The sequence below is a fragment of the Arthrobacter sp. 05N33_2 genome, from assembly GCF_056397425.1.
Map to the genome: position 1 here is coordinate 1 of NZ_JBFTNJ010000037.1, position 22,571 is coordinate 22,571.

Below are 22,571 nucleotides of genomic sequence, written 5' to 3' on the forward strand. Positions count from 1 at the left end.
GATGCAATCCAGACGTCGATGGCGCCGTGCATGTCGATGTGCGACACGACCGTTCCCGGGTTGAATCCCTGTTCCTCAAACATCTTCTTTAGATTGCGACGCTCACGCTCACGAACTAGTGCTTGAGAAATCGGCAGGCCGACGTAACGGTGCATAAGTGCGTAGGCGCTGGGTAACCCTCGCTGACCGTCTTGGTCCTCAAGCCACAGGGTTAGTGATTCCCAAAATGCCTCACTTGACTTGGTGAACGAGAGGCGGAACCTGCCGGATTCCTCGCGAGGTATTCCCAGGAGCCCTTCAAGGCTCGAATAGTAGCTCGATTCCGCGGCGCCAGTGTCAATGTTGGCACCGCCCATCCGTTCGGCCGCCGACGAGAACAAGACCAAGAGCGCGATGTGAGGAGGCGGCGGTATCTTGGACGAGTCCCCAAGCGCATTGCGCCTCTTCGCCACCCACGACTTCGTCATCAGGTCGAACTCCGCAAAGAACGCCCGCCCTGCGTCCTTCCAGCAAAGCTTCTCTCGAACCGCTTGGGCCAGAGACTCATCGGCGTCGTCGACGCCTATTCCAACATCATGGCAAGCACGCACAAATGCGTCATCGTCCTTGTCCAAATAGACGAGCTCGCCGGCCTTGTCCTGGCTGAAGAACGCACGCGCCAAGGCCTCGTTCCAGTCCTCATAGCTCGCAACTGCCGCCTTTGCGACGTCCTCGACAGCTACTTCTACCACTCTCGTATACCCCCCAAATAAAGAAACCTATTGCGCGCAAGATTAGCCGGTGCCCTCGACAATTTGGCATCTCGCCGCGCAGGCATGGGACGACGGCGCTTCACTCCAAATAACGACCAGCTTCATCACTGGTCTCTGTGCTGCCATAGGCAATCTCTGGGCTTGAGCCGTCGCTGCGGCTATCTCCCACGGTTTGACACGTCAAGGTCGCGCTCGCCGAAGCATCAACTCGGCAATCAAGCGGAGTCGCTCAACGGCTGTAGTTGCGCAAGCTGATAGACAGGTCCCATGACCCACCCGCACGTGTACGTAGCCATGGCCGATATTTTGAACCTCCGGTGCGACGCTTGGCTGCTTCCAACGGACTCCACGGTCACGATTGAGCACCATTGGCTGCAGGCCCATCCGAAGCTGCGTAGCATGGCGGCGACGTCAGCCTCGGCCGAGTTCCGTGACGGGACCGCGCTGGCCGAACCGATCCGTTCCTGGGACCCCGCGTCACCCCTGCCAATCATGACGGCAGTTCCCGCCGACGGTAGTTGGAGTCCCACTGTCGTAGCCGAACGCCTTGAAGCGTTCGTGCGCACTGGGCTCACAGCGATATCCGCGCCGCCGGATCACCGCCCTTACCGACTCCTGGCCCTGCCCTTCTTCGGGACCGCAGGAGGCGGCGCCGGAAACCACCTGGGCGCGGCCCTGCGTGCAATCCTGGATGTCTCCACCGAACTGGCCAGCCGCTACGGCGTCGATCTTGTGCTGGTACTCAGAGACAGAGCAGCGTTCTCGCTGGCCCAGAAGCTTAGGCGCGAGGCAGCCGATGACTTATTCTGGCCAACCCTAGGCGGCCACCTGCAGCAGAAAGCCAGATCCCTTGGCCAGATTGCACGGGCCGGACACTTGGTACCGTTCCTCGGTGCAGGCGTCAGCGTCAGCGCCGGCGCCCCCAGCTGGGGCCAGCTCCTAGACACATTGCGGAACGGTGTACACCTCGAAGAAGCAGAGGCGGAGGCGTTTCAAGGGCTGGGTCTTCTTGACCAGGCCGGGGTGCTCGAGCAACTTTATGCCGACCAGTATGGGTCACGGGCGRCCTTCGGCAAGGCTGTGGCGGAGGCAGTCGACTTGCCCCGGTATGGGCTGGCACCGGCGCTCCTCGCCACCATGCCCTCCGCCGGAGCGATCACTCTGAACTACGACCGGCTCTTCGAAACGGCCTGCAGAGATGCACAAAGACCGCGGACGGTCATGCCGGAGAACATCCCCGCCGTAGGCAATGATTGGCTGCTGAAGCTCCACGGGTCCGTGAGCCAGCCGGAGACCATCGTGCTAACACGTGACGATTACCTCGGCTACAACAGCAATCGGGATGCGCTGTCCGCGTTGGTCAAGGCGCACCTGCTGACCCATCACTTGCTGTTCGTTGGGTTCGGGCTCGCCGACGACCATTTCCATGAAATCGTCCACGACGTCCGCCGAGCTCTCCCGAATGATGCCTCGAAGGACCACCAGATGGGCACGGTGCTGTCGCTCTTTCACGAACCGCTGCAGCAGCTCGTGTGGACCGGAAAACTGGACATCCTTCCCATGTCCAGCGCCCCCGTGCCGGACGCCGCCCCGGCTGACGTGTGCATAGCCCTCGCGACTGCCGGGCGGGAGCTCGAAATCTTCCTGGACATGATGGCCGCCTACGCGACCGACAACCACTCCTATTTGCTGGCTCCCGCCTACAACCAAGGACTCGCCGACGACGAACTCGACCTGCGACGGCGCCTCCTTGCGCTGGCGGGCCAAAAGCGATCAGCTGAGACGGCCGAAGTGTGGGGCGTGCTCGACAAGGCTCTCCGAGAGCTGGGCTTGAGGGACCTGTCTTAGATCTGGACCCGGGAAACAGGATCTGGGCTACGATTTGCCCCGCCTCCACAACCGCGAAGGCCTCCCCCGTGTCCCGTCCGACATCAGCCCAGTCCCCGTCAGCTTTGGCTCCATGAAGCGGCGGAACGTGTCACGCATCAGCGTCCCGCCCACTACAGCCTCGTGCAGCTCCCGCAGGTCCTTCAGCGTGAACGGCTCATCCAGCAGCTCCCCCGGGTCCGGCGCTTCACGGTAGGCGGCCCGCAGCCACTCCACAGCATTCGCCACGATGTCCGCGTGGCCATACGGCAGCCCCGCGATGAGCTCCGGTTCCCCCGTCACGGAGGCCAGCCGGACGCCGTCGGACGCTAACGCGGACTCCAGGGCCGCCAGCGGCACTACATCCACGTGCGCCACCGACAGCACCCAGCCGCGGTCGTCGCGCGCCGGGTCGTCGAAGACCTGCAGCTGGCGCGGCACCCGCCCGGAGATGCCCGCCTTCTCTCGCATACAGCGCAGCACCGCGTCAGCGAGGGTCTCGCGTTCACGCAGGAACGTGCCAGGCAGCGCCCATTTTCCGTGCTGATGATCCTCTTCACGCCGCACCAGCAGCACGCACACAGCTCCGTCCGCCACCGTCAGTACCGCCGTATCCACCGCCACGGAGGGGCGGGGGCAGTCGAGCAGGGACGGACCGGGACTGTTCTTAAAATCCTTCACAAGAATATTTAACGCAGCATTGCGCTAAAGATGCAAGCGGTGCATAATGAAGTCAATTAGCGCAGGAATGCATTAAATCATCTGGAGGTCCACAATGAAGGTTCCACAGCTCCACGTCGGGGCCGGCAGCAGGCTCGGCCCCCTCAGCATCTTTCCCGTCTGGACCTCCGGCTCCGGCGACCTGGGCATCAGCACCGGGACCCACGCCGACGTCGCCGTGACCGAGCTCGCCAGCGGCGCGCAGGTCGCCCGGCTCACCGTCACCAACAACGGCCCGCACCCCGCTTTGCTGCTGGAAGGCGAGCTGCTCGAAGGCGGACAGCAGCACCGGACCTGCGCCCGGGACGTCCTCCTGGGCCCCGGAGAAACCCGCGATATCGACACTCTCTGCGTCGAAGCCGGCCGCTGGGAAGCCGGAGAAGCCAGCCACCGCCGGCAGGCGCGGCGGGCCCCGCTCAACGTCTGGTCCGAGCTGGCCACCGGCTCGAACAGCCTGCGAGGGACCAACCGGCAAGGCCGCATCTGGGAGCGCGTCAGCCGTTTCGACGCCGCACGGGGAGCCTCGGTGACCAGTTCACTGCTCGACCACATGGACCGGTTCAAGGGGGACGTGCACAACCGCTTCGACGCCTCCGCCGCACCGGCTGCGCTGGAAGGCCAGCGCGGCGTCGTGATCGGACTGGGCCAGCAGCCGCTGCTCCTGGAGGTCTTCGGCACGAACACGCTCTTCCGCCGCCACTACCGCCAGTTGATCGATTCCGCGCTGCTGGACCTGGAACTCCTCCCACCCCAGGCATTGGCGTCCGGCCCCACGCCGGGCCAGCGTGCCCGCGACTTCGCAGCCCACGTCCAGGCGATGGACTTCGGAACGTTCGACGACGGCGCCGCGGCCGTCGAGGTCAGGAACCACGGAGCCCTCCGGAGCCGCAATGTCTCCCGCGCCGCGGGAACCGTTTCCGCCGCCGGCATCGCCGTCGAGCTCCCCACGCGCCGCCCCCAGCTGGCTCACCTGACCGGCTGGAACACCAAGCACCCCCTGATGGAGATGGCATGAAGCTGACCCCTTTGCAGAATGACCGCGCGGCCGGCGTCCTCGTTGCCCTGGCCGCGGGCGATGCCCTCGGCGCCGGCTACGAGTTCGGCGCGCCGCTGCCGGACGGCGCCGAAGTCACCATGAAGGGCGGCGGCCCGTTCGGGTTCGCGCCGGCCGAGTGGACCGACGACACGTCCATGGCCATCCCGATCGCCCAGGCCCTGCTGGAGCCAGCGTCCGACGCCGGGTCCTCCTCCCCCGCGGCGCTCACCATGATCGTTCGGGCCTGGTCAGCGTGGGCCGCCGAGGCCAAGGATGTGGGCGCCCAGACCAGCTCCGTCATCTCGGCCGCCCGACGCCTCGCTTCCGCGGCCGGCCGGAGCAAGGTCCGGGCCGCCGATTTCAGCGCCGCGGCCGCGGACTTCCACGCCCGCACCGGCCGCAGCGCCGGCAACGGCTCGCTGATGCGCACCGCACCGCTGGCATTGGCATACCTCGACCGTGACCCGGCCTCCTTGATGGCTGCTGCCGGGGTGCTCAGCGCCCTGACCCACGCCGATCCCGACGCGCAGGAAGCCTGCGGCCTCTGGTGCGTTGCCATCCGAGAGGCGGTCCTGACGGGAGTACTCGACGTTCGGGCCGGACTGTCTCTGCTGTCCCCGGACCGGGCCGCGGTGTGGCTGGGACGGATCGAGGTTGCGGAGCGGTCCCGGCCGCGGGACTTCACCCGCAACGGCTGGGTGGTCGAGGCCTTCCAGGGCGCTTGGAGTGCCATCCACTTTGCCGGCTTGTCGGACTCCGGCCCGGCCCACCTGCGGGCAGCACTGGAAGAGGCCGTCCGCGGCGGCCGGGACACAGACACCGTCGCCGCTATCGCGGGCGGTTTGTTGGGCGCGGCCTACGGCTACACGGCGGTGCCGTTCGAGTGGCGGCGGCGTCTGCACGGCTGGCCCGGGCTGCGGGCCCGTGACCTGATGATGCTTGGCATGGAACTCGGCCGCGGCGAGGGCCGCCGGCCCGCAACCTGGCCCCGCGCCGAGCATCAGGACTACAGCATGTGGAGCCGCACCGATGCGCTGGTCCAGCACCCGCACGACGACGGCGTCTGGCTGGGCGGCGTCGGTTCGCTCGGACTGGTGGYTGAGCTGGGGGTCGACGCCGTTGTGTCGCTGTGCCGGCTGGGGACTGCAGATGTGCCGTCCGTCGCGCCGGAAGACCACGCCACGTTCTGGATCATCGACTCCCCCGTTGAGGAAGACAATGCGTATGCCGCGTTTGTGCTGGGAGACGCGGCGGCCGCCGTCGAACGCTACCGTGCGGAGGGCAAGACGGTGCTGCTGCACTGCGTCCGGGCCGAGTCCCGGACACCGACAGTCGGGTCGCTGTATGGGGCACAGGTTGCGGGGATCACTCCGCTGGAGGCGCTGGAGGATTTGCAGCGGGTGCTGCCTGGGGCGAACCCGAATGGGTTGTTCGTGGGGTTGCTGAGGAATGTCCAAACAACACCATAAGATGTGCAAATTGCAGGTCTAGAAGTCCAACGGCTGTACGCGGCAAATGCAGGGGGAAGAACAGTGCCCGTTTATCTTGAAGAACTCGCTCTCAGTGTCGCCCGGTGTCCGGATTTGTCGGAGGTGGACTCTGTACTTCCGGATGGCAGCACTCATCCTTGTCACAAAATTGTCCATTCTCAGGCCATGCACCCGGGACCTTTTCAAGTACCTGAGGCGTGGACCGGGAACCTCGAATCCGCGCGAATTGTCTATCTGTCTTCCAACCCCGCCATAAGCGTCGGCAACCCACTCGCAAAATGGGGGTCCAAACGGCACGCTGAGAAGTACCCGACCGTGGACTGGGCAGATTCCGAGATTGCTGACTTCATGATAAATCGGTTCAACCCTGAGCACGGCTGGGTGGTGGAACGGCGGCATCGCAAGGTCGACGCCGCAGCCCAACACGGCCGCCCGGTCTACGGTTCCCCTGAGCCCTACTGGGGCTGGGTTGAGAAACAGACGAAGTCATTACTGGGGCCGGACACCGTCTGGTACGACGCAGCCGTGATGACCGAAGTTGTCCACTGCAAGTCCAACAACGAGCAGGGCGTCCCAGAGGCTGCCCTGCATTGCTCGACACGGCACATGGACCGAATCCTAGCGGCCTCCACCGCCAGCCTCGTCGTGGTCGTTGGAGGCAAGGCCGCGAACGCGTTTCGCGCCGCGCATCAGGAAGCCCTTGCTGATAAGCCCAACTTCGGCAGGTACAGCCTCGACGGTTTGCCTGATGCAAATCACAACGTGGTTCCGCTGCAAATCGGTGGAAGCACGAGGCTCGTATGCTTCATCAAACACCCCGGAGCGCGCGGCGGATCCGCGGTGCTGGAGACTCAGTATCCCAAAGACATTGAGCGCATTCGGAACGCAGCTCGGAGCCCACGATGAGATGCATTCCGGAAGAACCCGAATTTGGCGAGGGCCATGTGGCCGAGGAAGCAGTTTGGGAGGCCCTGAAGAAGAGCCTCCCTGACGACGTCGTCCTCGCGCACTCCGTCCAAATCAGGGACGGACGCGCAGAGCACGAGATCGACATCCTCGTGCTCTGGCCCGGCGTCGGGATGGCTGCCCTCGAGGTCAAGGGCGGAAAGGTCGGCGTCGAGAGCGGGCAGTGGTATCAGTCCGACAAGGCGGGCGGGCACAAAATCCAGAGCCCGGTAGTCCAATCGCAGGCGTCGATGCATGCGTTCAAGAACTGGCTGGAGGACCAGCTTGGATCCCGGCTCAGCAGCCGCTTCGCGTATCTGGTCAGCCTCCCTTATACGGACGTGCCGCAGGGGTGGGCCATGGCAGGGTGTCCACGCTCGCTGATACTGGACCGGGCGGACACTGAATCGCTGAAAGACAAGGTGCGCCACGCCATCGAGCGCGAAGGCAGCGGGGCCACCACTCTGACCCCGGCTTTCCTGGAACGCGTCGTCCGGAAGCTGGGCGGCGATCTCGATGCGGGATACGCGCAGGTCCCCGACCCGCACCAAGCCGAAGACGCCCAGGATCACCTCACCGTCCGGCAATCCGTGCTGTTGCGAGCGACCCGATCCCTTCCCCGCGTCCGCTTCACCGGCGGTGCAGGCAGTGGCAAAACCTGGCTCGCCCTAGAGAAAGCGCGGCTTCTCTGCAAGGAGGGGAAACGGGTCGGCCTCTTCTGCTACAACAAGGGGCTGAGCCAGTATCTGCAGCAGCAGGTCTCCGGCTGGCGGCAGGCCAAGCCGGTCTTCACCGGGGAGTTTCACGAGTACGTCCGGGCCCTTGGTGTCCCGGACGGGGTTGGGACGGACTACTTCGAGGAGGAGATGCCGCGCCTCCTCAAGGAGCTGGCGGGCCGCATGGAACAGCACGAGCGGCTGGACGCCGTCGTCGTCGATGAAGCGCAAGATTTTGCCCCGCTGTGGTGGGAGTCGCTGCTGGGCTGCACCAAAAATCCGGACGCCGGCGAGGTGTATGCGTTCATGGATGACCGGCAGGACGTCTACCAAAGGTGGGGCGGGACTGGCGCCGACGGCAAGCATCCGACGGCGGATCTGGTGCCGATCCATATCGATGAAAACCTCCGCAACACCCGGAGGATCGCCGAGACATTCCGTTCCTTTGCAGGCGAGCACTTCACGCCCCGGGGCGGCACTGGGCTCCCCGTGCGGCGAGTCGAATGCCCCACGGAGCAGGCCCACGACGCCGCCGATGAATGCGTCGAAGCGCTCATGGATGAAGGCTGGAGCAACAACCAGATCGCACTCCTGACCACCAAGTCACGGCATCCGGTGCATCAGGAGCGCTTCGACGCCGGGTCCATCGCCGAATACTGGCTCGATTTCCACGCGAACAACGACGTCTTTTACGGCCACGTCTTGGGGTTCAAGGGCCTGGAGCGCTCGGCCGTGGTGCTGTGCGTCAACGGGTTCAAGGACCTGGGCCGGGCAGCGGAGCAGCTCTATGTGGGTCTGTCCCGGGCCCGCAGCCTGCTGGTGGTGGTCGGCGATTCTGGACTACTGGAGAGCGCAGGCGGGCGGGACCTGCAGTTGGCACTCGCCCGCGCCGAGGTTTGGCAGCCCGCTTCGCGCTCCGAACGGCGAGCATGAGCCCGAGCCCCGGCGCGGCGACCACTTAACGRCCGGGGGTCGCCGGCGCCATGCTCTCCTTCTCGGCAGCCTGCACGTTGGTCGGGGCCCAGTCCTGCGGCTCGCGCCCCGCTGGCGGCTGAACTTGCTCCGCCGGTGAAGTAGCTGCCCGCTTGAGCCTTGTGGCCGCGCCCTTCTTGGATGTGAACTTGTCCCACATGTATATGGAGATGAACCCCGCCAGCGACAGTGCTCCGCAGACACATCCCCAGAGAATCGCGTCGCTGTGCCCCGGCTCCACGAGCAATGTTAGGAGTCCGAAGGCGAGACCGGCTACCGCCGCAACTGCGGAATACTTCTTGATCAGCTGCTCATTCAAGTCTTTCTTTTCCGCCGCTTGCTTTGAACGTTTCTCAGTCGCCTCAGCGGCCCGGTTCCTCAGATAGGCGGCCCAGTCTTCGTAGTCTTTCCACAGCTGGGCAAGCTTCGATTCGGTGCCGAGCCGTTCCTGGATCAGTTGAAGGTACGCAGTCCAAAACCCTTCGTTCGGCACAGAGTCGAACCACACGGAGTTACGGAACCAATGGAACTTCCGCCCGAAAGCGTTCAGAGCTTCCAGTTGAGTCTCGAGGTTTTCGTCCCCCTCCGAGTAAGACGTCCTCGCTAAAACGCGGGAGAACCGCTCGAGTTCGACGTGCTGGACATAAGCGAGCAACGCCAATTCCACAAAGGGGTTGACCTTCGCCTTGAGGAAGTACAGCTGGTCCCAGCCGATCTCCTTAGGTGAGGTGTTGGACATTATGGAAATTCCTGCTTGTTCCACGCGGACGTCCCAGGCCGCCCTACGTTTCAATAGGCCGCGCTCGGCACGCTCTTTGCTGTCTGCAGGGATCTTCCGATAGTCAGGTTGGTGCGTGGCGAGCAGAAACCCCCACTTCTGCCGGGAACTCCACTGCTGATGCTGTCGCATCAGCAGTGGGCTTGGCGGATCGGAAGAATCCTTGGGTACTGCCCACGTAACAGTCATCACGGGAAACCTGAGGCTGTCTGCGGGCACTTTCGTGCCCCCACCAAGCGCCCCATCTTTGTACAGGATTAGATTGCTGTCCAGTCCGCTCAGAACCTGATTCAGGAAACTTTCGGAGGAAAAGCGGTGCCTTACAAGGAAATTTTCAGCATCCGCAGCCTGAAGTTTTTCTGTGTGAACGAGTAGGAAATCCGTGCGGGCGTCATCATCCGTCGGGTGCCCGAAACAGACCCATTCGGCCTCCCACGCCGGGAGGTCCTGGTCTACGTCCGCATATAGCTCAGAATTCTGTCTTCGTTTCTTCCTGTGGGGAAAGCGATGATCCGACGCGTCTCCCGGCTTAGCACGACGTCCCAGCCCAACCGCCTGCTCGATTGAGGCCCCCATCACGCGTCCCGTGGGCGTTCCGGGATGTCGGCTGTCCACCGAGTCCGGCAAAAAGACACGACGGGGCCGTGGCCACTCCACCGGCCGTTCGCCAGTTGGACACCCCGCTTCTTCTTGGCCCCCGCACATGCCATCCGGAAGCGGAATGATGTAAGTAACGCGAACAAATTTCCAAGTTGACAAAATTCCCCCAATTTCTCAGATGCCGGGCCGCAGCACCGCATGACTGGATTACAGTACTTGATAATGCGAACCACTGTGGATGCCAGCCCTTAGCTAGCGGCGCTTTCCCGAGCAGTCATCTAATCGTCAACATGCGCTCAGCTCTAGCTTCGAAATGCGCATCAATTGTTTCGTCGATACGCCTCCTCTTGGTTGCGGGCGCGTCTCAAAAGCTGCGAATGCGAGGCCCCCAGCGGCTTTCCTGACGAGCCATGTTGATGTTGGAGCTAATAGGAGTGGTCCGGCCTCGACATAATTGCCGCGAGCTCATCAGGTCGGCACCCGCGTCAACGAGGTCCTAGTCGGTGCCGAGGCAGCTATGTCCGATGCGACCTCGGGTCTCACGATGTCCAACGGCTTGCTCCAAAGGAGCAGCATTTGGGGTGTTCTGCGACGCCGCCGCAATCCAGGGCCACGTGGTTCGCCACTTTTGTCCGGAAACAGAAGTCCGCCATGATGCGGAAACCATGGATCACCGCTGCACCAATATGGTCATCGCCTCCAAAGTCTAAAAAGACCACAGTTCCGGCGGGAGCCTCGCTTAGCTTCCAGTCGCCGCAGTAGGAGCCTAATACGAAGCGTAGGTCTCGCCCCTGAACACTGCGCGAGATYCCCGGAAACCTAGGCCACGGGGCAATGCCGCCGACGCCCAATTAGGCATGCGGTTTGGGCGCTCGGGCGGTACGCCTTTGGATTACCCCCACAGGGTCATGCCTAGGGGCCATAGTTCCAAAACTTGGCGCTTTCCGCCGGTGGCTTCGTGGTGGCATTAGCTAATATTCATGAGCCCAGTTTATTCTTTGCTATTAACCGCCACTGGCCATTGATCTACTGGGCCAGGTTTCTTTACAAGTATTGGGGATTCATGAAGGACTCTACGGACCTGTCGCCGGCAACTCGCTCCACTGACCAGCTTGATTCGTTAGGAGAGACGCGGGACCGCGCCGACGCCGAGGCGATCTACTCGATCTATAAGGCCCTGCAGCCGCTGGCCTCACGCCGCCTGGCTGTGGTCAATCGGGCTTTGCGTGAAGCGATCCAGAAAATCTGGCAGGAACCTCGGATGCCGAAGGGCAAGGATCGGATTTTCAGCCACAATAAGCCTCTGGATTTCCCGTGGTCTCCGAACGCTCGCGACCTTTACTTCGGGAACAAGGCTGATTCGGCAGTAGCCATAACGGGACAGCTGGTTCTGGAGCATGTCACCCCCATCAACATCCTGGTCAATGACCTGCTGGCCAAGGTCGCCGAGGCCGACTGCACCGAAGAGAAGTTCTTCGAGCTGCTCCAAGCTGAACACCGGCAGTTGAGTTTCGTTGTGCTCACCAAGGAGGACGACAACGCGCTGACGCGTGCCGGCTTGAAGACTGCCGGGGTCACTGGTGAGGGAATTTCGGCGTGGGCGCGCTACGAGGCTGGCTGCGGACTGAAAGAAGAGGATTTCCTAGCTATCACCGCTGACCCTCGTTTTGGCGCAGAACTGGTTTCGGGCCGCGGCTGACATGCCTCGCTACGACGTCTGGATTGCAAGCCAGGAGTGGTCTCGCGTGCAACCCGTCATTGAGTCCATGAATACCCCCGGCGAATCAATCCTTCGGCTACCCGTTAAGCCTTGGCCGACCCGGATCACTGCACCCGAGTTCCGGCCCATCACGTTTTCCGGTGAAACCACCGGGGGCGTCGATGAAATGGTCGGGGTGTCCATCGGTACTGACGCGTTCTATGACCGCGGCTGGACCCCYGAAAAGTTTGCCCAGTTCGTAGCGTCCCGCAGTTGCCTCCATGTCGAGATCAACGAGGAGCGGTGCCCGACGCTGGCTGTCCTGGCCGCCTACGTGAGGACCTCGATTATTGTCGAAGAGCGCGTGGGGGCGCGCCGGAGGCTCTCGTTCATCACCAACTTGGGCGAAGTCACGGTAGCCGAATACGACGGCACCCAGGAGGGCTTCGAGGAGATCCGGGGCGAGTTCTTCCGTCAGGATTACAAGTCCGCCCTGGCATTCCCCGGTTTGACGGTGGCACGCTCCGTTCCGGCGGACCCCTACCCCGTCGAGAGGCTGACGGCCCTTCGCCAAATGCAGCTCCGCGAATGGAAGCAGGCGCATGCCCGCGGGAAGCTGGGGGCGCCGGCGGGTGCACAACTGCTGCCCACAGACCTCGTCCTCGTCGATCCTGAGGACCTCGACGCCGAACGACCGGTCTTTGCCCACGCCCGCACCCCGAAGCACGTGTACGAGGTGATCTTCCCCCTTACCGACGATCTGGCCCCCTTGGAGGTGCTGTGCGCCGTTGACGGGGTCGTGCAGCACTTCGTTGACCCAGAGACGGGCACGGACAAGGGTATGGGTGCCCACGCCTCCGAGTGGGCTGGGTGGATCCTGAGGCACTCGGTACCCGACGGGCACCGCTCCGAAGTGCAGCCGTGGGTGGGGAACGGGCCTGAAGCCCGGCTTTACCGCCTGGAGCACAACATCGTGAACTACGAGGACCACGAGGCGGACACATCGCAGTTCACCACGGCAAACGAGTTCGCCGCGTGGCTGAAGAAGTCACTCGGCAACCACAACGCGCCGATCGCAGTTCACCTGCTCGACGAGTTGCCATTGGTGGTTCGGTCCTACAGTCCGCTGGTGGTCGAGGATCACCACTTTCATCGGTCCGAAGGCCCGGAGGTGACGGTCACGTACAAGGCGAATGTCTTCCAGCCGTGGACGGGGGTGGCGAACTGGAAGGGGGCAGGCCACGGGGRCTATACGCGGAATCCGTCACTGCAGACCGCCATGGAAGGGCAGAGACTGGAGTCCTTCGTGGCGGTGAACTGCCTGGACTACGCCGCCCTGGAAAGCGATCTGTTTTCTGGAGACACCCTCGTCAACGAGGCTTCCTGGTTCATCCTCTGGCTAGAAGACACTCGGACGTGCATCACGTTTCCCGCCGTGGGCTCGATGCTGCAAGTGAGCACGGACCACGATGGGGCCTCTGCGGTGATCACTGCGCGAGAACGTGCCACCCGGGTCGAAGAGCTTGACCGGGAGTACGCCTTTGAGCGGCAGTGGGCCCGCTGGCTGGATCTTGACGAGCAGCTGACCAAGGATGAGATCCAGGAGGGCCTGAGAACCCTCGGGCAGCTAATCGAGAAAGGCAGCGCATGACGCGGACGCAAGATGACACCAAAGTCGGCGCCGGGATCGGTGCCGGCTTTGGGAACGGCAGGTGTATGTGGGACAAGTCGGTTTGCGTGGATGTCCCCACGCGTTTTGTGACGTCGGACCTGGCTGACGGGAAAGAAGCCGAAGTGTTCTGCGTCCGCCACTATGTGCTGATGTTGGCCCACCTTTGCCAGGTCCATCTTCCTGTTTGCGAGGGCGGCTTTGCCGGGCATGTCGTCGATCACGGCGAGCTCGGAACCTAACCTTCCAGAATTCAAGGGAATGGGAAGGGTGTGCCTGCACACCCCTCACCAACGCGTCGCAACGGCCATTGTCCGGGCCCGCCCATATGATCTAGGAACTGTCGCTCCAACACGTCCCGGGGGATGATGTGAACGTTTTGTTTGGCCTGTATCTGGACCGCGCTCCATGGACCTACCGTGACTCCGCGCTCGGCACGGTCAGGCTTGGTCCGTTGGGGTTGGCCCAGCTCCTGCAGACCCGGCTCGGACTCACCGGACCCGATGCCCGGCACTCCACACGGATCAGGCAGTTCATGGCCCGGCTCGCGGAGCAGGACCGCGCGGAAGCTTGGTTCCACGGATCGTTCTCCGTCGATCCGTGGTCCACGGCCATCGACTTGTTGAACCTGCGCGACGAACTTGTCGTCAACGGATGGTCGGGCCTTGCCCCTGACGGGTCCACCCCCAAGCTGAAGGCCCTCGCTTCACTGGAGCAGAGCAAGCTCCCCCTCGACCGGGCGTTCGCCGACTACCCGCTTGAACTCATCCATGAGCTCGAGAGCGAAGCCACAGCCCGCTGGCCGCTCGGAATCTCGCAGCTTGAACTCCAGCACCCCCGCGACTCGTTCCCCGCAATCTGGAACCGCCTCATCGGCGCCCTGGAGCGCCGCGGCGTGACGGTCCTGGAGCCGTCCGTACCGACGGAGCCCGTGGGCGAAGTGACCGCTCTTATCGCCAGGACCGAATGGGAAGCAGCGGAGCACACGGCCCGTTGGCTCGCGTCCGCCAGGACCACCGCAGGCAACCACGGCACGGATCGCTCCGCCGTCGTCGCCTCCACGAGCACCGCGCTGCTGGACCAGGAGCTGCAGCGCCGCGGACTGCCACGAATCGGTGTCAGCAGCCGTTCCCGGTGGCGTGCCATGGACCATATCATTCCACTCTTCTTCACCGTCATCTGGGGACCGGTGGACGTCCAACTGCTGGGCGAGTTCCTCAACCTCCCCGTCAGCCCCGTCCGACGCAGAGCCGCCCGGCATCTCCTCCGCGCCCTCGCCGCCCAGCCCGGCACCGGCGGCGATGAATGGCTGAGCGCCCTCCAGAAGATCAGCGACGACGAGACCCTCGGCCCCGTCGTAGCGGCAGAGCTGGAGCAGCTTTTTGGAACCGGGCTGCTGACCGACGACGGAACTGTCACTGGCAGCGCCGTCGTCGAACGCGGACAGTGGCTGCGCACCCAGCTCAGCCGCCGCGTGCAGCTCTACCCGCAACTCGAATCCGTGCTCAGTCAGCTCAATGAATTTACGGCCCTGATCGACGGTCCGGAACCGGTAACCCGCAAGACGATCGCACGAATCCTGGAATCCGTCATTCCCGCCAGTGCCAGTCCCCTGGCCGGCGGCGAGGCGGCGCCATGGGTTACGCTGCACAGCCTCGGTGAACTGTGCGACGACGTCGACACGCTCGTCTGGTGGGGGTGCCAGGATGACGGCCAGGTCCGGTCCCACCACTGGGACGACGCCGAACGCCAGGCCCTGCTCGGCACCGGCGTCGTCCTGCCGGATCCTGCTGCCCAGGCGGAGCTGGAACTCTCGGTGGCAGTGAACGCCGCGCGGCACTGCCGGCGGCTGCTGCTGGTGCGCGCCGCGGAGATCAGCGGGGAACCAACGAAGGCCCACCCGGTGCTGTCCTCGCTGGCCTTCAGCACCCTCCCTTCGCCTCTGCCCGGAACCCCGGAGGAGAACAAGAAGGCGGTGGAACACGCCATTTCGGCCTTCAGCACCACCCCCGCCGAGCTGGTGCGCGACGGTGTCTGGCGCCTCGCGGGCCGAACCGCCTCGTTGACACCGGTGCAGCCCGGCCAGACCAGGCCGGTGCCGGCATCCCATGATCTAGGTCCCCGTCCGGAGTTTGTGCCGGACCAGCTCTCCTACTCGCAGCTCAGCACGTTGATTGGCTGCTCGATGAAGTGGGTTCTGGAGAAGAAGGGCCGGCTAAAGGTCGGCGACGCGCAGTCCGTCCCCACCGGGAACACCATGATCGGCACCTTGGTCCACAGGGTCGTCGAAGAACTCTTCGGCGAGCTCTACGCCGCGAACCGCGCCGTGCCCGAGCCGGCGGAAGTCCAGGCCAAACTGGACCAACTCGTGCCGCACTACGCCTCGGAGCTGCTCCTGCCCGGCCGCGGCAGCAAACTCGCTGGCCTGCGGCCCATCATCGAGAACTCGGTCATCAAGCTTTTCAAGACCCTGCAGACGCAAGGGGTCTACATCTGCGCCACGGAGCGCGAGTTCAGCAAACCGGCCCTGTTCAACGTCAACGGGACGCAGATCGAAGTCAGAGTCTCCGGCTACATCGATGTCCTGGCCGCGGACCAGCAAGCCGAACCCGTCGTGATCGACCTCAAGTGGACCAACCGTTCGAAGTACCGCCGCGAAGAAATCACCCAGGGCGACGCCTTGCAGCTTGCCCTCTACCACTGGGCCCTGGACGACGGGCCGGACCCCATGTCCACCGTCGCCGAAGACGCTGCGATGTCCTACTACATGCTCAAGCAGGGCGAGTTCGCATCGACCAGCACCCTCTTCGGCCCGGCCTTGGCCAGCCCCGCGTCCAGCCGGAGCACCTGGCGGCGATCGGTCCGTGCCGCCGAATTCTCCATCTCGGAAGTGGTCGGCGGCCGCGTCCTGGCAGCCGGACGTCAGGAACTGGGCTCGTCCGATGAGCAGCGGGACACGGCAACGGCAGACGGCCGGCTTTACCAGAAGCCACCCTGCAACTTCTGCGACTTCTCCGCACTCTGCGGCCTCAAGGGGGACCTGTCATGAACCATGCACTGAACAACGTCAGCATGATCACGGCCAGCGCCGGCACCGGCAAGACCTACAGCCTGATGGGCGAAATTGCCCAGGCCATCAACAACGGTACGCAGCCCAGCCAGATCCTGGCCACCACCTTTACCAAGAAGGCCGCCGCCGAACTGATCGACCGGGTCCAAGCCGAACTCTTCGGCCGGGAACGCCCCGACGCGGCCCGGCAGATGTCCGTCAGCATGGTGGGTACCGTCAACAGCGTCTGCGGCCGGCTCCTCCGGGATTACTCGGTCGACGCCGGGCTGTCGCCGGCCCTGCAGGTCATCGCCGAAGACGAACAGCTCCGGATTTTCCAGCTCGCCACGGACGCCGTGTTCGCAGAGTTCACGCCGCGGATCCAGCCTCTCGCCCGCCGGCTGGGACACGACGGCGAAGCCGACATCCGGGGCACCGACACCGACTGGCGCAAGGTAGTCCGGGACATCACGGATGCCGCCCGCAGCAACAGGATTGCCCCGTCGGCGCTGACGCACTCCGCCGCGACGTCATGGCAGGGACTGCAGCAGGTTTTGGGTCCGGCCGGCCTCGACGACCGCGCAACCTGGTCCAACCAGCTCCTCCAGGGGCTGATGAGCCTTCGCGGGCTGGCTGCGGAGATCGCCGAATCCKGCAAGACCCCACCGAAGAATCTCTTGGCCTCGATCGCCCTGCTGGAGCCGGTCCTGACCCATGCCTCGCCGGAGGATGCTCCTTGGCGTTTCTGGATCGAGGCGGCCGGCGTCTCCAACGCAAACGCCAAGCGCCAGCTGGAGAGCTATATTTCTGCGGTCGACGTCGACCTGACCTCCAACCCGGCTTTCCAGACCGAGCTGCGGGAGTTCACCGAATTGGTGTTTGCCTGCGCCGCTGCCTGCCTGGACCGGTTCGCGGACTTCAAGCGGCAGTACGGGCTCATCGACTTTGTCGACCAGGAAACGCTGGTGCTGGACCTGCTAGAACACAACCAAGGGTTCCGCGACTCCATCTCCGGACGCATCAAGTTCATGGTGGTTGATGAGTTCCAGGACACGAGCCCGCTGCAACTCCAGCTATTCACCAAGTTCGCTGAGCTGGTGGACAAGGTGGTCTGGGTGGGCGACTCCAAGCAGGCCATCTACGAATTCCGCGGCACCGACCCGGAGCTGATGAAGGCCGTGGCCGCCCGGGTTGAGAGCAAGACCCAGCTTCATGATTCCTGGCGGTCCAAGGAAGCCGTCATTGACCTCTCCAACGCGATCAGCCTCGCCATGTTCCCGGAGCTCGCCGAGGAAGAAGTTCGTCTGACGGTCCCCAAGGCCCGCCGTGATGAGTCCCATCCCAAGAACGCCGTGGGCGGCGCCAGGGAGGCATGGACACTGGCCGCGAAAACCGTGCCGGAGCAGCGGCGGGCGGTCGCCGCCGGCGTCGTGGATCTCATCCAGCGACGAGGCTTCGAGGGGTCCGACATCGCGGTCCTCGCCCGCTCAAACGACGCCGTGGCGGCCATTGCCGCGGAACTGGCGGCGCTCGGAGTCAAGGCAACCACCAACACCTCCTCGTTGTTCGCCGCACGGGAAATCCAGCTGGTCCGCGCCGGGATGGCCTTCGTCGCGTCCGACGACGACACCGTGGCCCTGGCTGAGCTGGCGCACCTGCATCCTGACCATCCCCAGTTCGGCCGGTGGGTCCAGGCCCTGTTCGACGGCGAGGAGCCGACAGTAGAGCTCCAGCGCTGGGCCAGCGACCCGCTGGTGTCCGGCCTGGTTGAGCTCCGCGACTTGGCCAAGCTGTACACGCCGACCGAGATCATGGAAGAGGTCACATCCCGCCTGGGGCTGGTCCGGCTCATCAAAACGTGGAGCAACCCGGGAACCCGGCTCAAGAATCTGGACGCGCTGCGCTCGCTCCTGGAGCAGTATTACGAATCGTGTGCCGCGCTCAGTAAGCCAGTGACGCTGAGTGGGTCGCTCAAGTTCCTCGCAGACGCCGACAGCACCGGCAGCGAGAACTTCGGTGACGACGTCGTGAACGTCCTGACCTACCACAAGGCCAAGGGCCTGGAATGGCCCGCCGTCGTGCTGACCAGCCTCGACACCGACGTCGTGGCGAAGCCGTGGGGCGTGGCGGTCGAAGGCGTCGATGAGATCGACGTCCGCGATCCCCTCACCGGACGCTGGATCCGCTTCTGGGCTTGGCCGTTCGGCGCCAAGGGATTCAAGCCCCTGTCCGGGGTGGCGGACACCTCGGCGGTCGCGCAGCGGGTCCTGGCACGGCGCCAGGCCGACTCGGCGCGGGTGCTCTACGTGGGCCTCACGCGCTCCGTCAGCGTGTCCTGCCTGGCGGCCGCTAAGCCCGCGCCGGCTTCGTTGAACTCGCTGGGGACCGGCCCGATTGTGGAGTGGACTGAGGGAGCCGGTAACGAAGGTACCTTGACTGTGCAAGGGCGCAACGGCGAACGCGCGCTCTCCGTGGAGACGTTCAGCTACGAGCCCGCGGGTGGACCCGCCGATAGCGGCGACGGCGTCAAGGTCGAGTACGAGGACTGCCTGACCACCGACGCGCCGGTTTCGCACAAACCTGCCCGACTAACCGCCAGTTCCTTGGAGAGCTTCGGCTTCGCAGCCGACGTCAGCGAGGCAGCCGTTTTGGGTCCTCAGCTGATCCCCCGCGGCGCGGCCAACTGGGACCATGTGGGCTCCGCCATCCACGGCTACTTTGCCTTGCCTCTCGGTGAGATGGATGACTCCGTCCGGCTCAGGGCGGCGCAACGGCTGCTGGACCGCTGGGGTGCGGCAGCCGCCGTCGAGCCGGGTGTCGTAGTGGAAGCGGGCGAGCGGATGCTCGCCTTCTTTGCCCAGCACTACCCCGGCGCGACGGTCACCACTGAGCAGTCGGTTGCCTGGCGGAACGCCGACAACCAGCTCATGGAGGGCTGGATCGACCTCCTGCTGGAGACGCCTGCCGGTTACGTGCTGGTGGACCACAAGTCCTATCCGGGCACGGACCCTGTCGGTCACATCAAGGACAAATACATCGGCCAGATGCGCGGCTACGCCGAAGCGATCGAGTCCATCACCGGGCGGTCCGTCGTCGAAACGCTGATCCACATGCCGGCGCTGGGGAAGATGTTCCGGATCCGCTGAGCCTCACCACCAGCGGTGCCGGCACTCCGGGTCTTGGCATGCCCATTTGGCCGTACCCAATTCGACATTGCCCGTGGTGGGGTGGATGCGCTCTTCTACCATGATCGCGCAGCCGGCGAACTCCGTTTTCGGCATCTCTCGTCGGTCCGACGGCATGATCATCCCGTACGCGATTCGCCAGGCTTCGCTGCCGCAAATCGGGCATTTGCGCGTGGCAGTGCGTTTCGTCGTCGGTTCAGGGGTTGTTCCATCGAAAGTCATGGAAGCACTGTAAGCGGACGGTCTGACAAGGAGAGGCACCTTACGCGGTGGCGAGTCCGGTGGGTTCCCCCATCCAGCCGCGGCTCACCGGCATACTGCGGCGTAACAGTCATCACTCCGGAAGTAGGAGCACCCCACCGCGGGTTCCTGGGCGAGAACCTGGGGTGGCAGGTATCTACTCCGCGAACTCAAAGTCGACGGTGATTTCGGGATCAACGCTTTTGATGATTCCAGAGTAAAACACCTTGGCCTGCTCTTTCAGCGCTTCTTCATTTTGGGAGATGTACTTCTGCTTGTTCTCATCGCTGAGGATGTTGTTGACCATCCGCGTTTGGACGGCTGGCTCGGCCAACCAGCCAAGAGTGTTGTTGCTCTCAAGGGGGTCTTTGAAGTCGGGGTTGTCAAAGCCGATGCCAGTGAATTGAGGCAGGGTCACACGAAACGATTTCGGGCCGGTGGGTTCGATCTTCACCTGCGACCCGTCGACGCCTAATTTGGCGTCAAACTCGTACTGAACCAGCGTCGTCTTCTCGCTCGCGGGTATGGCCACGCCGAAAATCTCCCTATTGCTTTCGTACCTATTGAGGCCCTCCATGTGAAGGCTGAGCAGGGCGACCTCTTGCACGCGCGTGACGGCCTGGACYACTTGCGAATCACGTTCGCTGGAGCTGCTGCTGAACAGGGACTTCAGGGCGAGGGCGTTGAGTCCACCGGATGCGAATGCGGCGGCCGCTCCCCCGACAACCAGCAGAGTGATTAGCAGGGCCGGCCAGAGCAGAACCCGTGCTTTGAAGAACTTCATGACTGCTTTGAAAAAGTTCACGACGATTCAGTCTCCAGTTTCGTTCGACGTCGATACCCTCGGAATTCTGCGGGGCTGAACGGGCACGACAGATCGCCGTGTCAAGTCCCCTCGAACCATATATGTACGCAGGGGCCGGCCGATAATGGCGCGCCCACCGGTCTTGGAAGTTGCGGGTGCGAGCTTATGCGAGTGTGCCCTCCACACCGTGACGCGGCTAGGCCGTCCGATGGGATAGGGCTTCTCCACGATGAACCAGCCGGATAGTTCCCTGCGTGTCGAAGGAGCCCGACACAGTTCAGTGATTCTGGACTGCGCCGCTTACTGGACGGAAGGGCTCTCAACTCCACCGCGTTCCGCAGCCGCGCAACCTCCGGGATATTTCTAGACCGCTTCCTCACTGCCGGTCTCAGACCCGCCCGGCGCCTGTTCGCCTCGCTTCTTCCGTTTGAACAAACCTGCCACGCTCCCGCCGACGGTGCCTGCCGTACCGGCGATGGCGTCACCGACGCCCTTGACCGCTGTGAGGGCCTGGGGCTCATCCGGGATTCCGTCCCCGTCGATGTCTACACTCCGGAACGCGCGCGATACCGTGTCTGCCGCGGTTGCTACCCCGGCGCCGACTGCTGCAGCGCCCGTTGCGACGCCGCCTCCGACTGTGTTGGCAGTGCCAGCAATCCAGTTACCAGTCAACTTCGCGGCGTCTTCCATTGCGGCGAGTGCTCGGTTCTGTTCGAACTCGCTGTCTTCGGAGTTCAGGTCATCCTTCGCATTGACCGCAAGATGTTCGGGGAACATATCCGGGGCATCGGCGAACGCTGCCCGGGCTGCCATGACGACTTCGCGACCGAACACGAAGCGCGTCACTCCTCCCGCCAAGGCTCCAACGCCGTATTCAATCGTTGCCTGCTGCTTTCCACTCAAATTTTCTCGCACGACGTCCAGCTGACCCGTCTCCATGGTCCGAACCAAACTCTGCGCGGCGCCTCCAGGGAGGGTGTCCGCGAGCGTGTTCGCCCAGTGCGACCAGTCCGTGCGGCCAGCAGCGATCTTATTGCCAACGCCGACAACGCCTTCAGACGACGCGCTCGATATGTCCGTCGCCATCGTTGCGATCTGCTTCTGGCTAACGCGTTCGTTCGAGAGTCCGTAGACAAGGGCGAGGGCCTGGTCTTTGTCGAGGTCCATTCCGTGAATATCGGCAATAGCGAGCGCGAAAACCGCGGTGATCTCGAACTGCAACTGCTCATCGCCTGCGGGAAGGAGAGCAGCGGCTCGCTGTGCACCGTTCTTCGCAGTACCCAGCGCCATGTTCTTTGCGGCCTGTTTCGCAGCACTCTTTGCGGCAAATTTGACGGCTTCCTTGCCAGTCTTCTTGGCAGCCTGTTGGCCCGCACTCTTCATGCCAGCTGCTGCCGCCCCGACTCCAGGAATCATCGCGATACCAATATCAGCCGCGATCGCTCCGGCGCTAATGAGGGCACCAGCAGTGGTGATCGAGGTGCCGTAGTGACGCTCCAACATCTGAATGACCTCAGCGGGCGTTGCGTCCGGATGCCGCCGCCGGAGCCGCATGACGTACTTGCGAGCGATCGAATGACGAGCACTTACCGCCTTTGCAATGTCACGCGTGGCGTCCTCGCCGACGAGCTCCGTTTCCAACGTGATGCTCTCGATGTTGGTCATCGCTTACTCCTCTGTGGTTGCACCTCTCCCGGAGGTGTGAACGCGGCTGAAGGTGAGAATCCGCCAGTGCCGCCTTGGATCTCTCGTGATTGTATTCATGGATGCTGGCTTGGCAGTTCGCGGCGCGGTCAAACTCCTCGACTAAGAGACTCTTACCTACCAAAACGCTGTTGGCCGGGGCAAACGCGAGTGTGGTCGGGTCGGAAAGTGGGCGGGAGCCTGAGGCGGCCGGTGAACCGGGGCATGAAGCCCTCCGCCCCGCGCTTTCAGTACGACGCCGACACCGAAATTGGGTGCCGCCGTCCTGCTGACGGCCGGCGCCGTTTACGAAACGCAACGCGATCCCTCGCGCACCCTTTACTGTTGAACCTGCACCTAACGAAA

15 protein-coding genes and 1 pseudogene are annotated in these 22,571 nt (G+C 63.7%); 10 read left to right on the top strand and 6 right to left on the bottom strand.

Annotated features, from left to right (window positions below; all coding sequences use genetic code 11):
- Window positions 1–731: pseudogene (locus tag AC1DHX_RS14110) on the bottom strand (hypothetical protein); the annotation flags it as partial.
- Between the two features lie 288 nt (window positions 732–1,019).
- On the opposite strand from AC1DHX_RS14110, the gene AC1DHX_RS14115 reads away from it, so the two are divergent.
- Entirely contained in the window at window positions 1,020–2,600 is a 1,581-nt protein-coding gene (locus AC1DHX_RS14115; protein WP_476900142.1) for an SIR2 family NAD-dependent protein deacylase, read from the top strand.
- A 27-nt stretch (window positions 2,601–2,627) separates the two neighbouring features.
- Here the strand turns inward: AC1DHX_RS14115 and AC1DHX_RS14120 are convergent, their stop codons facing one another.
- Window positions 2,628–3,299 (bottom strand): NUDIX hydrolase, encoded by a 672-nt coding sequence (locus AC1DHX_RS14120; RefSeq protein ID WP_476859773.1) that lies wholly within the window; start codon window positions 3,297–3,299, stop codon window positions 2,628–2,630.
- A 94-nt stretch (window positions 3,300–3,393) separates the two neighbouring features.
- Here AC1DHX_RS14120 and AC1DHX_RS14125 point away from each other — a divergent pair, with 94 nt between their 5' ends.
- From AC1DHX_RS14125 to AC1DHX_RS14140, 4 genes are all read left to right on the top strand, one after another.
- On the top strand, window positions 3,394–4,353 hold the full coding sequence (locus AC1DHX_RS14125; protein WP_476859772.1) for an ARPP-1 family domain-containing protein: 960 nt from the start codon (window positions 3,394–3,396) through the stop codon (window positions 4,351–4,353).
- Window positions 4,350–5,843, top strand: a complete 1,494-nt coding sequence (locus AC1DHX_RS14130) for an ADP-ribosylglycohydrolase family protein (protein WP_476900143.1) — start codon at window positions 4,350–4,352, stop codon at window positions 5,841–5,843. Before AC1DHX_RS14125 ends, AC1DHX_RS14130 begins: the two co-directional genes overlap by 4 nt.
- Before the next feature lie 336 nt (window positions 5,844–6,179).
- The gene (locus AC1DHX_RS14135; RefSeq protein WP_476859770.1) at window positions 6,180–6,770 is read left to right on the top strand and encodes a hypothetical protein; all 591 of its coding nucleotides are present in this window, start codon (window positions 6,180–6,182) and stop codon (window positions 6,768–6,770) included.
- Complete coding sequence (locus AC1DHX_RS14140; protein ID WP_476859769.1) at window positions 6,767–8,458, top strand: nuclease-related domain-containing DEAD/DEAH box helicase; 1,692 nt, start codon at window positions 6,767–6,769, stop codon at window positions 8,456–8,458. The genes AC1DHX_RS14135 and AC1DHX_RS14140 overlap by 4 nt, the downstream gene beginning before the upstream one ends.
- A gap of 25 nt (window positions 8,459–8,483) precedes the next feature.
- Here AC1DHX_RS14140 and AC1DHX_RS14145 read toward each other — a convergent pair whose 3' ends face one another.
- Window positions 8,484–9,851: a hypothetical protein gene (locus AC1DHX_RS14145; protein WP_476859768.1), complete on the bottom strand. Its 1,368-nt coding sequence runs from the start codon at window positions 9,849–9,851 to the stop codon at window positions 8,484–8,486.
- A gap of 958 nt (window positions 9,852–10,809) precedes the next feature.
- Here AC1DHX_RS14145 and AC1DHX_RS14150 point away from each other — a divergent pair.
- The 5 genes from AC1DHX_RS14150 (at window position 10,810) to AC1DHX_RS14170 (ending at window position 19,438) form a co-directional block, all read left to right on the top strand.
- Window positions 10,810–11,574: a hypothetical protein gene (locus AC1DHX_RS14150; RefSeq protein ID WP_476859767.1), complete on the top strand. Its 765-nt coding sequence runs from the start codon at window positions 10,810–10,812 to the stop codon at window positions 11,572–11,574.
- 46 nt (window positions 11,575–11,620) lie between these two features.
- Window positions 11,621–13,225, top strand: coding sequence for a hypothetical protein (locus AC1DHX_RS14155; RefSeq protein WP_476900144.1), 1,605 nt, complete (start codon window positions 11,621–11,623; stop codon window positions 13,223–13,225).
- A complete protein-coding gene (locus AC1DHX_RS14160) occupies window positions 13,222–13,485 on the top strand; it encodes a hypothetical protein (RefSeq protein ID WP_476859765.1) in 264 nt (87 codons plus the stop codon). Before AC1DHX_RS14155 ends, AC1DHX_RS14160 begins: the two co-directional genes overlap by 4 nt.
- Before the next feature lie 128 nt (window positions 13,486–13,613).
- Window positions 13,614–16,292, top strand: coding sequence for a PD-(D/E)XK nuclease family protein (locus tag AC1DHX_RS14165; protein WP_476859764.1), 2,679 nt, complete (start codon window positions 13,614–13,616; stop codon window positions 16,290–16,292).
- On the top strand, window positions 16,289–19,438 hold the full coding sequence (locus AC1DHX_RS14170; protein WP_476900145.1) for a UvrD-helicase domain-containing protein: 3,150 nt from the start codon (window positions 16,289–16,291) through the stop codon (window positions 19,436–19,438). The genes AC1DHX_RS14165 and AC1DHX_RS14170 overlap by 4 nt, the downstream gene beginning before the upstream one ends.
- A gap of 3 nt (window positions 19,439–19,441) precedes the next feature.
- On the opposite strand, the gene AC1DHX_RS14175 is transcribed toward AC1DHX_RS14170, so the two are convergent.
- From AC1DHX_RS14175 to AC1DHX_RS14185, 3 genes are all read right to left on the bottom strand, one after another.
- Window positions 19,442–19,699, bottom strand: coding sequence for a hypothetical protein (locus AC1DHX_RS14175; RefSeq protein WP_476859762.1), 258 nt, complete (start codon window positions 19,697–19,699; stop codon window positions 19,442–19,444).
- Between the two features lie 175 nt (window positions 19,700–19,874).
- Window positions 19,875–20,522 (bottom strand): DUF4230 domain-containing protein, encoded by a 648-nt coding sequence (locus AC1DHX_RS14180; RefSeq protein ID WP_476900146.1) that lies wholly within the window; start codon window positions 20,520–20,522, stop codon window positions 19,875–19,877.
- Window positions 20,523–20,885: 363 nt separating this feature from the next.
- Window positions 20,886–22,187, bottom strand: coding sequence for a hypothetical protein (locus AC1DHX_RS14185; RefSeq protein WP_476859760.1), 1,302 nt, complete (start codon window positions 22,185–22,187; stop codon window positions 20,886–20,888).
- Between the last annotated feature and the right edge of the window lie 384 nt (window positions 22,188–22,571).